Consider the following 11,976-nt stretch of genomic DNA (forward strand, 5'->3'; position numbering starts at 1 on the left):
AAGGGGAAGGCTCATGCTGGTGTGGATGTTAAGAAAGATGATGATGGAGCGGGACATCCGAACGGGGGCTGCACTGGCTCGACTGTTAAAGGAAAAAGCAGGCTACGAGCTGTCTGCCCCCTCAATCAGCGCCCTGCTGACCGGCCAGCCCAAGCAGATGAAGGCCGAGACGCTGGACGCTTTATGCACGGCTTTGGACTGTACCCCGAACGACTTGTGGGTGCATACGCCGTCGCAAGTCAGAAGCGCATCCTTATAAATGAAAAGGGGCATTAACGTTATGGCTGAAAAAACAATCCTGCCGTTCGGCGACCCGGTTCTTCGTAAAAAAGCCAAACCGGTGGAAGAGGTAAATCCGAGAATCCTTAAGCTGCTTGACGATATGGTCGATACGCTGTATGCCGCAGAGGGCAGGGCGGGGCTTGCGGCGCCGCAGATCGGATTTTTGCGCAGGGTGATTGTGATGGACTGCGGCGACGGACTCATTGAGCTCATCAATCCTGTGATGCTGGAAATGTCCGGAGAGCAGATCGGGCCGGAAGGCTGTCTGTCGTTTCCCGGGCATACCGGGTTCGTGAAGCGGGCCAATCAAGTCAAGATCAGCAGCTTGAACCGACAAGGCGAAACGTTCGTTCTCGAAGCGGAAGGGTACCTTGCGCGCTGCATTCAACATGAAATGGACCACCTGGACGGGGTGCTCTACATCGACCGGATCGAAGGGAATGCACTCATTCACGACGAGACGGGGCGCAAGGTCAATGTGTTCGACATTATTCGCCTGTCCAAGCCCGAACATTAAAGAAGCAGAGTCCCAAAAAAGAAACAGCCCGGACTTGAGGTTCAAGCTCGGGCTGTTTCGCGTGTTCTACCTTTTTCTCATCTCGAAAAACTCGCACAAGTCTCTGCGGTGATAAGCCACATCACTGACCCCGGACTGAATCACGACCGTGTCGTTGTCGAAGCGGGTGATGATCCCGCCGGAACCGACCACATGGTCGTTTTGAAAAACCCGGATCGATGCTTCGCGTTCCATCGCCTCCTGGAAATCCGCATCGGTTACCAATCTATGATTGCGTGCCATCTTTGTTCTCCTTCGTCGTTAGGCTTTATCCATTGTATCATATTTGCGAAAAATCATCTGAATAGGCAATGATGCAGCGCCTATCCAGCCTAGAGGGGGGGCGAGCGCCGCCGGATCGGCTCAATCCGAACGATTGGGGGAGCTTAAACTGCGCTCCATCAGCTGCTTCAGCTTCGATTCCGTCGAGGAATCAGGCGCAGGAGTATAGATGCTGCACCGCAGGTCGGAGCTCCCTTGTACCTGCAGCGAGGTAAGGTGAAACAGCATTTTGCCGGCTTTGGCATGCCTGAATTCGATTAACACCTCCGGGGCCGATCTAACCTCGCTTTGCTCCCACAGCCGGTCGAAATCCGGGTGAACCTCCTTCATCTCTGCAAGAAAACGCTCGTACCATTCGTCCTCAACGTATTGCCCGTAATACGCCCGGAAAATAGCGAGAAAACCACGGACAAAATGCTCCCAATTGACGGCAAGACGTTGGAATTCTTTTTGTGTAAACAGCAGCCGGATCATATTTCGCTGTTCGACGGGAATATGTTGGAAGTCGAGAAACACGTGGGAAGCTGCTTCGTTCCAGCCGACAATATGGCAGCGGCGGTCGGAAATAATGGTCGGACAAAAGCGCAGCTCCTGCAAAATTCGTCTCAGCGAAGGACTGATCTCGGGCAGCTCTTCAATCAGCGTATGGGTGCCCGCCCCGGTTTCCAAAGCAAGCGAGAACAAATATTTCCGCTCGTCCACCGTTAATTGCAGGGCGGCGGCGACGCAGTCCAGGACCGATTTGGATACTTTGATATCCCGTCCTTGCTCAAGCCACGTGTACCACGTAGGGCTAACTCCGGCAAGTTGGGCGACTTCCTCACGTCTCAAACCCGGGGTGCGTCTGCGGGTTCCCGCCGGAAGTCCGACTGTTTGCGGGAGCACTTTGGCCCGCTGTGCCTTCAAAAAAGCCGATAACGCTTGAAGCCTCGTTTGATGATTCATCTCGTTTCCGCCTTTAGTTTCGTTAACATAGTAGTTATTATACTATAATAAACTGCAACTTGTAATAGGATAACAACTATGACAACATAGGACTTAACCGATGAACGAAAGGAAGGAACTACGATGGAACGAGTCGTGTTAACGGGAATGGGTGTTATTTCGCCGCTTGGGAATGAAGTGGAAACCTTTTGGAATCGTTTGTGCCGGGGGGAATCGGGGATAAGCCGGATCGATACGTTCGACACGTCCCGCTTTAAAACGAAAATCGCGGGGATTGTCCGGGAATTTGACGCCGATGCCCGGTTCGGGCGCAAAGAGGCACGGCGGATGGATCGGTTTTGTCAGTTTGCTATGGCTGCCGCGGATCAGGCGTTGGAGGATTCAGGCTTATCGCTTGGCGAAATCGATCGGGAAAGACTGGGCGTATACGTAGGCTCCGGCATCGGAGGCATTCAAACGCTGCTCGAACAGGACGGTATTCTCCGTGATCGGGGACCGGAACGGGTCAGCCCGACGCTGGTACCGATGATGATATCGAACATGGCCGCAGCGATGATCAGTATAAAATATGGAGCTCTGGGCCCAACGCTGTCTCCGGTAACGGCATGCTCCATAGGAAATACGGCCATCGGCGAAGCGTTCCGGCTCATTCGGGCGGGCGGCGCGGACGCAATCATTGCCGGCGGTGCGGAAGCCGCCGTGACAGAAATTTCGCTTGCCAGCTTCGGGAATGCTACCGCTTTGTCCGGCCGAAACGACGAGCCAGCCAGAGCAAGCCGTTCGTTCGATGCGGGGCGGGACGGGTTCGTCATGGCCGAGGGCGCGGGCATTGTGGTGCTGGAATCGCTATCCCATGCACAGCGTCGGAACGCTCGAATCTACGCCGAGGTGATCGGTTACGGAGCCAGCTCCGATGCCTATCACATTGTCGCCACCCATCCGGAGGGGATCGGGGCTTACCAGGCCATGAGATCGGCGCTTCGCGAAGCGGCCGTGAACCCCGAGGAAGTGGATGTGATCAGCGCGCACGCGACGAGTACAGAACTGGGGGACAAGTCCGAAACGATGGCGATCAAAAGGCTGTTCGGCGAACACGCCTACCGGATTCCGGTAACCGCCAATAAGTCCATGACCGGTCACATGCTGGGAGCGTGCGGCGGGGTAGAAGCCATTGCTCTGGCCAAGAGCCTGGAGCAGGGAATCATTCCTCCGACGATTAATCTGGAACAACCGGACCCGGATTGCGATTTGGACTATGTGCCGAATGAAGCGCGTCAAGCCAGACTGAAGATCGGCATATCAAACTCCTTCGGGTTCGGCGGACACAATGCGGTCATCGTGCTAAAGGCCTTTGCAGAATAACTGCGTACAACTTGGTACAAGCATACAAGATATAAAAATAGCTATTATGATAAAGGTCCGTTGCGGAACGAAGGGAGAACCCCGGAGACCGCGCGGACTTTTGTATTTAATCTTAGTTTTAGGAAGCTTCCGTAATTTTCTGATTTCTAAGCTTGGCTTTAATCATTTTGATTCGCTGCTGGGCGTAAAACTCGCATGCCGCTCCACTCAGGCTGCTGAGAGGAACTTGTAGCTCGGTGTGGTTGTCGATAATGATCATCGATCCGTTTTCGAAAAACTTAAAAGTAAGGTCGGCCCAAAACGGCTCGGACGCATCCAAAATTTTTTCAATCTGCTGCTCCGTGAGCTGTTCGCCATTTTCGGCCATGACATTCTTATAGTAGTCCCGTTCGATAAATCTAACATTCGTCACCATCGTATCTACACTCCTCTCAGGAAATAGGAACATGCGTTCTTGTGACTATTATACCAAACATTTGTTCGCAGTCAATACAATTTACAGAAAATTCTCTTAAGTTAGTAAAAATGTCTCTTGATCCCGCATCTTCGGCATGACGCATAGTTTGTTCGGATTGACGAAACCAAAACCGGATGATAGTTTAGAAAAGAGTATGGCAGATAGTGGGAGGGTTATCGATGACAGAAGTCCGTTTGGAAATCGGCTACGACGAATACGAAGATGGAATGCGCATGGAACAGTTAATCGAGCAATTGGCCGCGAAGCCCGAGAGCCGGGAGGTCGTTGAGCTGACAATCGGCTCGTGGGGACAAGCCTATGAAGATGGGCCCGATTCGTTCATGGATGTATTGATCGGACATAAGGACGCTTTCCCGGCGCTGCGCAAGCTGTTTATCGGCGACATGGATTCGGAGGAATGCGAAATTTCGTGGATTATGCAGACGAATCTGGCTCCGCTGCTGGAGGCGTTTCCGCAGCTTACTTCGTTCTGCATTCAAGGCAGCACCGGCTTGTCCTTGAAGCCGTTGAAGCACGAACGGTTGGAAGAATTGGTAATTATCTGCGGCGGCCTGAGCAGGGAAGTGCTCGCCGAGATTCGCGACGCCGAGCTGCCGGAGCTTCGAAAGCTGGAGCTTTATCTCGGCGTAGACGACTATGGCTTCGACGGAAGCCTGGAGGATGTTAAACCGCTCATGGAACCGGGGCGCTTTCCCAAATTGACTTACCTCGGTCTGAAAGACAGCGAGATTCAAGACGAAATCGCGATTGAGATTGCGAATTCGCCGATCCTCGATCAATTGCATACGCTTGATTTATCGCTGGGAACCCTTAGCGACAAAGGCGCGGAAGCGCTGCTGGCGAGCGAACGCGTCCGGAAGCTTTCGTTCCTCGATCTGAACTATCACTATATGTCGGACGAGATGGTAAAACGCTGGCAAACGTCTGGCATGTCCGTCGATGTCAGCGACCAACAGCAGAGCGATGATGAAGACGACTGGCGCTATCCGGCGGTCACGGAGTAAATGACCCGTCCGCTGATTGTTGTTGGGAATCCCGGCAACCGGAGGACGACGATGCTGCAGGAAGCGCGCCGGAGGCTCGGGATGCCTCCGGCGAGGATCGTGCCGTATCTCGATTTGCTGCAGGGATGTGTTCGCTGGAAGGAAATCACGGGCGGCGAGCCTGTCCTTGTGCGGCTGGACTCGCCCGGCGAGCATTTCCCGGTGGAGCGCGAGCTAATCGCACTCGGTGCGGCCGACGGCGGGCAAGCGGACGAGTTGTTCCCGTTGCCGGAGTTTCTCCCGATGCCGGTCATCTCGGCGCAAGCGGCCCGGAACTTGCCCGAACAACCGGGACGCATCTACTATCCCTCGCAATGGTTTCGCGGCTTTTGCCGGATGCTGTCCGGCCTTCGCGCCGACTTGGCCGAAACGGTGCCGGAAGCCCGCTGGACGAACGATCCGCGGGAAATCGCGGTCATGTTCGACAAGCGCCGCTGTCATCGGCTGCTCAGCTCCCGGGGCGTACGGGTTCCCCCGGCTCCGGGGGAGGCAGGCTCCATCCGGGGCTACGACCAGCTCCGCGAAGCGATGGAGCGGACCGGCATGCGGCGCATCTTCGTCAAGCTGGCGTTTGGCTCCTCGGCCTCCGGGGTGCTGGCTTACCAGATTAACCCGTCTACCGGTGCGGAGCTGGCCGACACGACGATCGGCTTCGAGCGCCATGGGTACGAGCGGGTATATTACAATTCGCGCCGTATTCGCAGATACCGGGAGCGCCCGATCATCCGCGAAATCATCAATTGGCTGGGCGCTCAAGGTATGCACGTCGAGCAGTGGGTGCAGAAAGCATCGCACGACGGCCGGGCATTCGATGTCCGCCAACTCGTCGTCGGCGGCGAAGCGTGTCACCGGATTGCCCGGCTCAGCCGCACGCCCATCACGAACCTGCACCTGCGCAACGAGCGGGCCGGGCTGGAGGAGCTCGGGCTGTCCGCGGCCACCATTCAGGCGGTAGCAGAGGCCGGAGAGCAGGTTGCTTCGCTGTTTCCGCGTTCCGCTGTGGCAGGGATCGACGTGCTTCTCGCCAAAGGCAGCTTGCGTCCCTATATCGTCGATATCAATCCGTTCGGAGATTTGCTGCTTAACGTTCGTTACGAAGGCATGGATACCTACGAATGGCAAATGACCCGCATGTTAAAGGATGAATGAAGCATGACCATCAATATGAACGACATTGTCGGCACTCACGACATTTTGTTTGTGACGCTTGACACGCTGCGCTACGACGTGGCGAAGCTGGAGGAAGAGAACTGCCCCAATCTGTGCGGCACGGGCGGCTGGGAAAAGCGGCATACGCCGGGCAGCTTTACGTATGCCGCGCACCACGCTTTTTTCGGCGGTTTTTTGCCGACGCCCGCCAATACGGACAAAGCGAGCCATGTTCGGTTGTTTCACTCGAAAAATACGGGACTGCCGACCAATCCGAACACATGGCTGTTCGATACGCCCGACATCGTCTCCGGCCTTGCCGGGGAAGGATACCGCACGATCTGCATCGGCGGCGTTATTTTTTTTACGAAAAAAGTAGCGCTGGCGAAAGTGCTTCCGTCGTATTTTCAGGAAAGCTACTGGCGTCAGACGTTCGGCGTAACGAATCCGCGCTCCACCGAGCATCAGGTGAACCATGCGCTGAAGCTGATCGGCTCGGCAGACCCGGGCCAACGGCTGTTTCTCTTCATGAACGTGAGCGCCATCCACGGCCCGAACCATTATTTCGTACCCGGAGCAAAACGCGATTCGGTTGATACCCAACGGGCGGCGTTGCGCTATGTGGACGGACAGCTCGGACGGCTGTTCGAAGCGATGCGTGCACGGGGCAAGACGTTCTGCATCGTCTGCTCCGACCACGGAACGGCTTATGGCGAGGACGGGTATCAAGGCCACCGGCTGGCGCACGAGGTCGTATGGAACGTGCCGTACCGGGAATTTATTCTATAGACATAACAGTTACCAAAAGGAGGGACATCAAGTGGAATTCCGGGAATCAGAAGACATCCGGCGCTGGTCGGAGCAAATCGCCGCATCGCCATACCGGTCTTACTTGTACTCCTATCCGCATAAAACGGCCTATCGCGAACTGAATCCGCCGCTGCCGCTGCACGAGCTGTGGAAGCGGGAGAGCGGGGAGTCGTTCTTTTTATATATGCACATTCCGTTCTGCGCGGCCCGGTGCGGGTTCTGCAATCTGTTTACGCTGCCCGACCGGAGCGCCGACGTGCACGAGCAGTATATCGATGCATTAGAGCGTCAGGCGAGGCAGTGGGCGCCCATGGTGGCTCACCGGCCGTTTTCCCGCTTTGCGATCGGCGGCGGGACGCCGACACTTTTGAACGAGCGGCTTCTCGAACGTTTGTTCGATATCGCGGAGCAGGTGATGGGGCTCGATCCGGACCGTGCCTCGATCTCCGTTGAGACGTCCCCGGATACCGTAACCGATGCGCGAATGAAGCTGCTGAAGGAGCGGAAGGTCGACCGGGTGAGCATGGGAATTCAAAGCTTCATCGAAGCCGAAGCCGCTGCGATCTACCGCCCGCAAAAGCCGGGCGAAGTGATGCGCGCGCTGGAAGTGCTGAAAAGGCACGACTTCGCCGTGCTCAATCTCGATTTGATTTACGGGCTGCCCGGACAAACGGTGGAGACTTGGCTGTATTCGCTGGATCGGGCATTGGAATATGAGCCCGAGGAAATTTTCATCTACCCGCTGTATACGCGCGAGAACACGATTTTAAAGCCGGAAGAGCTGCGCCGCAGAGGGCAGGATCACCGGCTGGTTATGTACCGAGCCGCTTGCGAACGCTTGAAGGAGAAGGGCTACGAGGCGTTCTCGATGCGGCGTTTCGCCAAGCCGGACGCGAAGTCCGGGAAAAATCTGCTGCCTTACGGCTGTCAGGAGGAAGGGATGGTCGGTCTCGGCTGCGGCGCACGTTCGTACACGAGAGAGGTGCATTACGCTTCCCGCTACGGCGTAAGCTACAAAGCGACTCAAAGCATTATCGCCGACTACGTCTCCGCGTCAAGCTACGATACGGCCGATTACGGCTATGTCTTGAACCTGGCCGAGCAGCAGCGCCGTTTCGTCATCAAGGCGCTGCTGCACCGCGAAGGGCTGGAGCGGAGCGCTTATGAAACGAGATTCGGCAGCGATCCGTTTGACGATAGTCCCGAGCTGAAGCGGCTGCTGGCTGCCGGGTTTGCCGTCCTGGAGGACGGTACGATGCGCTTGACAGACGAAGGCATGGGCTATTCCGACGCGATCGGCGACTGGCTGATCTCGCCGGAGGTCAGGGAGCGGATGGAGGAATACGTATGCGTGTAAGCACCACGCTGTACTACCGGGGCGCGTTATCCTCCTGCAACTACGATTGTCCGTATTGTCCGTTCAGCAAAACGACGGAAAGCCGCGAGACGCTGGCGAAGGATAGGGCGCAGCTGGAGCGGTTTGTAGCATGGGTCCGAGAGCAGGGGGAGGACGGTAGGCGTCTGTCCCTCTTCTTCAATCCGTACGGCGAGGCGCTCGTCCACCAATGGTACCGCGAGGCGTTGACGGAGCTGTCTCATCTGGAGCACGTCGACAAAGTGGCGATCCAGACGAACTTGTCCGTCAAGCTGGATTGGACGAGCGGGCTGAACAAGGAAAAGGCGGCGTTCTGGGTTACGTATCATCCCGGTCAAACGAGCGAAGCCTCGTTTCTGGCCCAGTGCGCGCAGCTTTATGACAAAGGGATTTCCTTCAGCGTCGGCTCCGTTGGCATTAAAAGCTATCTGGAGCCGATCCGTTCGCTGCGCCGTGCATTGCCCCAAGAGGTTTATTTGTGGGTGAACGCATACAAGGACCAGCCGGCGTACTATTCGCCCGAGGAGATAGCAGCTTTTCGCGAGATCGACCCTTATTTCGAGTGGAACACGCGGGATTATGATAGCATGGGGAAGCCCTGCGCCACGGGAAGCCGCGTGTTTTTCGTTACGGGCTCGGGGCTGGTCAAGCGCTGCTATAAGGACCGGGGAGTGATCGGGCATTTGTACCGCGACGGCTTGGAACGATTGTCTGCAGAGAGACCGTGCAGGATGAAAACGTGCGGCTGTTATATCGGCTACGTGCATATGCCGGAGCTGTCGATGGAGTCGGTTTACGGAAAAGGCATATTGGAACGGGTTCCCAGTATGGATGCACGATATACCGGGAAGGAGGAGTCGCCATGCGGCCTTTGAACGAAAGAGAAGGCGCCGTCCTCTGGTTTACCGGGCTATCCGGCTCGGGGAAGACGACGACGGCGCGGGAGGCGGCGTCCGTGCTGCGCGAACAGGGACGCCGGGTCGAATGGCTGGACGGAGACGAGCTGCGCAAGACGCTGTCCAGCGATCTGGGCTTCACCCCTGCCGACCGGCTTGAGCATATCCGCAGGATAGTCGAGCTTGCGAAAACGTACGCCAATAGCGGCGCAATCGTGCTCGTGTCGGCCATCACGCCGTACCGCAGCATGAGAGCTTACGCGAGGTCGGTGCTGCCGCGGTTCATGGAAATTTATGTAGAGTGCCCGCTGGAAGTATGCGAACGGCGGGACGTCAAGGGGCTGTATGCCAAGGCGCGGCTCGGGCTTATTCCGAATTTTACCGGACTATCCGACGTCTACGAGCCCCCGGAGCATGCGGAGCTCACGATTCATACGAATGAGCATTCCCTGACGTATAACGTGGAGAAAATTATGCTGGCGCTGCACGCGTTGGACGGTCATTGATTTTTCTTATAAAGGCGGATCGGTCTGCGGATTTCCGCATAGTTTTCATCGATATCCCGTTTAAGCGATTCCAGAAGATGCAGAGCTTCTTTTTGCTGCTGCTCGTCAGCGATGGATCGAAGGAGCGTCTGAAGACGGTCCAATCTCGTTTTTGTTACGAATCTCATGGTATGTCCTCGCGATCTGCCTCAAGCCGTTGTTTTCTAAAATGATTCGCAGACGTTCTCCGCTTTCAGGCCGGGCCGGCCGGGCAACGCGGCGCACAGCCGAATTGAAGGCTTCCGGAAGGGATAATTGACCGTTTGTAGAATAACATGAAGTGCGCAGTTTTTCGCGTTAGTATTCGTTTACATATACTCTATCCGAAAGGGGTTCCCTTGGATGAACCGACCTTTACAGCAAACTTGGGATCTGGACGTTTTCTTTCCGGGAGGCAGCGACTCTCCCGAATTTGCGCAATATATGAACGCGCTTGAAGCCGACACGAACCGCTTCCGCAGCGAACTCGACGCTCTGCCGTCGCCGCAGACCGCAGAAGCTGTCGCTGCTTTGCAGAGCTTTGTGGAGCGGCTGCAGGACTTGCAAACACGGCTGCGTCAAGCGGCCGCCTTTATCGTCTGCTTGTCCGCGCAGAACCAGGCGGACCGGGGCGCCGTTCGGCTTGGCGGCCGGCTGGACGGCATTCAGGCAAACTATCAGTCCGCCATGACGCGCTTCGACGTGCTGCTTGCAGAGATGCCGGACACCGCCTTTGCAAAATGGGTCGGCAGCGGAGCGATGGCCGAGCTCGCCTTCAATCTGGAGGAACGCCGGACGCAAGTGAGAGACAAGCTGCCGCTGGAACAGGAAACGTTGGTGAACGACCTCGCCGTAGACGGCTATCATGGCTGGAGCGCCTTGTATAGTACGATCGTGAAGCAAATCCAGCTTCCCTACGAGAAAGACGGGAATACTGCCATGCTCTCGGCCGGGCAGTTTTTCAACCAAATGCTCAAAGAACCGGATCGGGAGAAGCGGGAGCGCTTGTTCCGGCAATGGGAAGAGATATGGACGGCCCAGGAAGATTTTTGCGCCGATGCGCTGAACCGGATTGCAGGCTTCCGTCTCCAACTGTACAAGCACCGGGGTTGGGATTCGGTGATCCGCGAGCCGCTGCAAAACAACCGGATGTCCAACAAAACGCTGCAAACGATGTGGGATGTGATTGAGAAGAACAAGCCGGTATTTATCGCTTATCTGGAGCGGGTTGCCAAGCTGATGGGCGTGGAGCGCCTAGCCTGGTCCGATCTGCATGCGCCGCTTGAGGGCAAGGACACGGACGTCTCTTACGACGAGGCTGCCGTGATGATCGAGGAGCAGTTCCGACTGTTCTCGCCGCAGCTCGCCGACTTTACCGTGCGTGCATTCGAGGAGCGTTGGGTGGAGGCGGAGGACCGTCCGCGCAAACGGCCCGGAGGCTTTTGCACCTCGTTCCCGATCAGCAAGCAGAGCCGGATCTTCATGACTTACTCCGGGACGGGGAACCTGTCGACGCTGGCGCACGAGCTCGGCCATGCGTTCACCAGCACGTGATGAACGAGCTTCCGCCGATGACGCAGCGGTATGCGATGAACGTGGCGGAGACGGCTTCGACCTTTGCCGAATTGATCGTCAGCGACGCTGCGCTGAAGCAGGCGGATACACGGGAGCACAAGCTGCTCCTGCTGAATGATAAAATTCAGCGGGCCGTCACCTTTTTCATGGATATTCATACGCGCTTCCTGTTCGAGATGCGGTTCTACGAAGAGCGCAAGGCCGGACTCGTCGGCCCGGACCGGTTGAACGAGCTGATGATCGAGGCTCAAAAAGACGCGTTCTGCGGCGCTCTGAGCGAGTACCACCCGCATTTCTGGGCGGCGAAATCGCACTTTTACCGGACCTCCGTGCCGTTCTACAACTTCCCGTACACATTCGGCTTCCTGTTTTCTTCGGGCATCTACTCGCGTGCGCGTCGGGAAGGCGAATCGTTCGAGGCGAAGTACATTGCTTTGCTGCAGGATACCGGCCGCCTGACGGTCGAGCAGTTGGCAAGCAAGCACCTGGGAGTGGACTTGGAGCAGCCGGAGTTTTGGCAGCAGGCGGTCGATCTTTCCATCGAAGACGTGAAGCAGTTCCTCGCTTTAACGGAAGAAGGCTAAGCTACGGAAGCGGTCGCCATGACCGCTTTTTTCTTTGGAGCGTGCCCAGAGGCACGCATCTTCTAGCCGGTGAAAATCCGGTCGCGGGAGGGGCCAAGCCCCCGCGTAGCTAGGA

13 protein-coding genes and 1 pseudogene are annotated in these 11,976 nt (G+C 56.6%); 10 read left to right on the top strand and 4 right to left on the bottom strand.

Features of this window, described 5'->3' with window-relative positions; genetic code table 11:
- The first annotated feature begins 13 nt into the window (after positions 1-13).
- Positions 14-259, top strand: coding sequence for a helix-turn-helix domain-containing protein (locus KQX66_RS17605; protein ID WP_216794105.1), 246 nt, complete (start codon positions 14-16; stop codon positions 257-259).
- Between the two features lie 21 nt (positions 260-280).
- Positions 281-799: a peptide deformylase gene (def, locus tag KQX66_RS17610; protein ID WP_216794106.1), complete on the top strand. Its 519-nt coding sequence runs from the start codon at positions 281-283 to the stop codon at positions 797-799.
- Between the two features lie 66 nt (positions 800-865).
- On the opposite strand, the gene KQX66_RS17615 is transcribed toward def, so the two are convergent.
- Together KQX66_RS17615 and KQX66_RS17620 are read right to left on the bottom strand one after the other, a co-directional pair.
- Positions 866-1,081 carry a hypothetical protein gene (locus tag KQX66_RS17615; RefSeq protein ID WP_216794107.1) on the bottom strand — a complete coding sequence of 72 codons (216 nt, stop codon included), beginning with the start codon at positions 1,079-1,081 and terminating at the stop codon, positions 866-868.
- 120 nt (positions 1,082-1,201) lie between these two features.
- Entirely contained in the window at positions 1,202-2,065 is an 864-nt protein-coding gene (locus KQX66_RS17620) for a helix-turn-helix transcriptional regulator (RefSeq protein ID WP_216794108.1), read from the bottom strand.
- Positions 2,066-2,188: 123 nt separating this feature from the next.
- On the opposite strand from KQX66_RS17620, the gene fabF reads away from it, so the two are divergent.
- A complete protein-coding gene (fabF, locus tag KQX66_RS17625) occupies positions 2,189-3,427 on the top strand; it encodes a beta-ketoacyl-ACP synthase II (RefSeq protein WP_216794109.1) in 1,239 nt (412 codons plus the stop codon).
- A 118-nt stretch (positions 3,428-3,545) separates the two neighbouring features.
- Here the strand turns inward: fabF and KQX66_RS17630 are convergent, their stop codons facing one another.
- On the bottom strand, positions 3,546-3,842 hold the full coding sequence (locus tag KQX66_RS17630) for a hypothetical protein (protein WP_216794110.1): 297 nt from the start codon (positions 3,840-3,842) through the stop codon (positions 3,546-3,548).
- A 221-nt stretch (positions 3,843-4,063) separates the two neighbouring features.
- On the opposite strand from KQX66_RS17630, the gene KQX66_RS17635 reads away from it, so the two are divergent.
- From KQX66_RS17635 to cysC, 6 genes are read left to right on the top strand one after another with little or no spacing between them, the layout of a single operon-like run.
- Entirely contained in the window at positions 4,064-4,909 is an 846-nt protein-coding gene (locus tag KQX66_RS17635) for an STM4015 family protein (protein WP_216794111.1), read from the top strand.
- On the top strand, positions 4,910-6,097 hold the full coding sequence (locus KQX66_RS17640) for an STM4014 family protein (RefSeq protein WP_216794112.1): 1,188 nt from the start codon (positions 4,910-4,912) through the stop codon (positions 6,095-6,097).
- Between the two features lie 3 nt (positions 6,098-6,100).
- A complete protein-coding gene (locus tag KQX66_RS17645) occupies positions 6,101-6,886 on the top strand; it encodes an STM4013/SEN3800 family hydrolase (protein ID WP_216794113.1) in 786 nt (261 codons plus the stop codon).
- Positions 6,887-6,917: 31 nt separating this feature from the next.
- Positions 6,918-8,264 carry an STM4012 family radical SAM protein gene (locus tag KQX66_RS17650; RefSeq protein ID WP_216794114.1) on the top strand — a complete coding sequence of 449 codons (1,347 nt, stop codon included), beginning with the start codon at positions 6,918-6,920 and terminating at the stop codon, positions 8,262-8,264.
- A complete protein-coding gene (locus KQX66_RS17655) occupies positions 8,255-9,157 on the top strand; it encodes an STM4011 family radical SAM protein (RefSeq protein WP_216794115.1) in 903 nt (300 codons plus the stop codon). The genes KQX66_RS17650 and KQX66_RS17655 overlap by 10 nt, the downstream gene beginning before the upstream one ends.
- Positions 9,145-9,684 carry an adenylyl-sulfate kinase gene (gene cysC, locus KQX66_RS17660; RefSeq protein ID WP_216794116.1) on the top strand — a complete coding sequence of 180 codons (540 nt, stop codon included), beginning with the start codon at positions 9,145-9,147 and terminating at the stop codon, positions 9,682-9,684. Before KQX66_RS17655 ends, cysC begins: the two co-directional genes overlap by 13 nt.
- On the opposite strand, the gene KQX66_RS17665 is transcribed toward cysC, so the two are convergent.
- Complete coding sequence (locus KQX66_RS17665) at positions 9,678-9,851, bottom strand: hypothetical protein (RefSeq protein WP_216794117.1); 174 nt, start codon at positions 9,849-9,851, stop codon at positions 9,678-9,680. The two genes, cysC and KQX66_RS17665, sit on opposite strands and share 7 nt — an antisense overlap.
- Before the next feature lie 214 nt (positions 9,852-10,065).
- On the opposite strand from KQX66_RS17665, the pseudogene KQX66_RS17670 reads away from it, so the two are divergent.
- Positions 10,066-11,861: pseudogene (locus KQX66_RS17670) on the top strand (M3 family oligoendopeptidase).
- Positions 11,862-11,976: the final 115 nt, after the last annotated feature.

The sequence above is a fragment of the Paenibacillus oleatilyticus genome, from assembly GCF_018998565.1.
Taxonomy (GTDB): domain Bacteria; phylum Bacillota; class Bacilli; order Paenibacillales; family NBRC-103111; genus Paenibacillus_G; species Paenibacillus_G oleatilyticus.

Bases quoted from the DNA above. Each gene is read 5' to 3' on its own strand.
- KQX66_RS17665 (WP_216794117.1), bottom strand. From the start codon at position 9,851: ATGAGATTCGTAACAAAAACGAGATTGGACCGTCTTCAGACGCTCCTT.
- KQX66_RS17605 (WP_216794105.1), top strand. From the start codon at position 14: ATGCTGGTGTGGATGTTAAGAAAGATGATGATGGAGCGGGACATCCGA.
- KQX66_RS17635 (WP_216794111.1), top strand. From the start codon at position 4,064: ATGACAGAAGTCCGTTTGGAAATCGGCTACGACGAATACGAAGATGGA.
- KQX66_RS17655 (WP_216794115.1), top strand. From the start codon at position 8,255: ATGCGTGTAAGCACCACGCTGTACTACCGGGGCGCGTTATCCTCCTGC.
- cysC (WP_216794116.1), top strand. From the start codon at position 9,145: ATGCGGCCTTTGAACGAAAGAGAAGGCGCCGTCCTCTGGTTTACCGGG.
- fabF (WP_216794109.1), top strand. From the start codon at position 2,189: ATGGAACGAGTCGTGTTAACGGGAATGGGTGTTATTTCGCCGCTTGGG.
- def (WP_216794106.1), top strand. From the start codon at position 281: ATGGCTGAAAAAACAATCCTGCCGTTCGGCGACCCGGTTCTTCGTAAA.
- KQX66_RS17640 (WP_216794112.1), top strand. From the start codon at position 4,910: ATGACCCGTCCGCTGATTGTTGTTGGGAATCCCGGCAACCGGAGGACG.
- KQX66_RS17645 (WP_216794113.1), top strand. From the start codon at position 6,101: ATGACCATCAATATGAACGACATTGTCGGCACTCACGACATTTTGTTT.
- KQX66_RS17615 (WP_216794107.1), bottom strand. From the start codon at position 1,081: ATGGCACGCAATCATAGATTGGTAACCGATGCGGATTTCCAGGAGGCG.
- KQX66_RS17620 (WP_216794108.1), bottom strand. From the start codon at position 2,065: ATGAATCATCAAACGAGGCTTCAAGCGTTATCGGCTTTTTTGAAGGCA.
- KQX66_RS17630 (WP_216794110.1), bottom strand. From the start codon at position 3,842: ATGGTGACGAATGTTAGATTTATCGAACGGGACTACTATAAGAATGTC.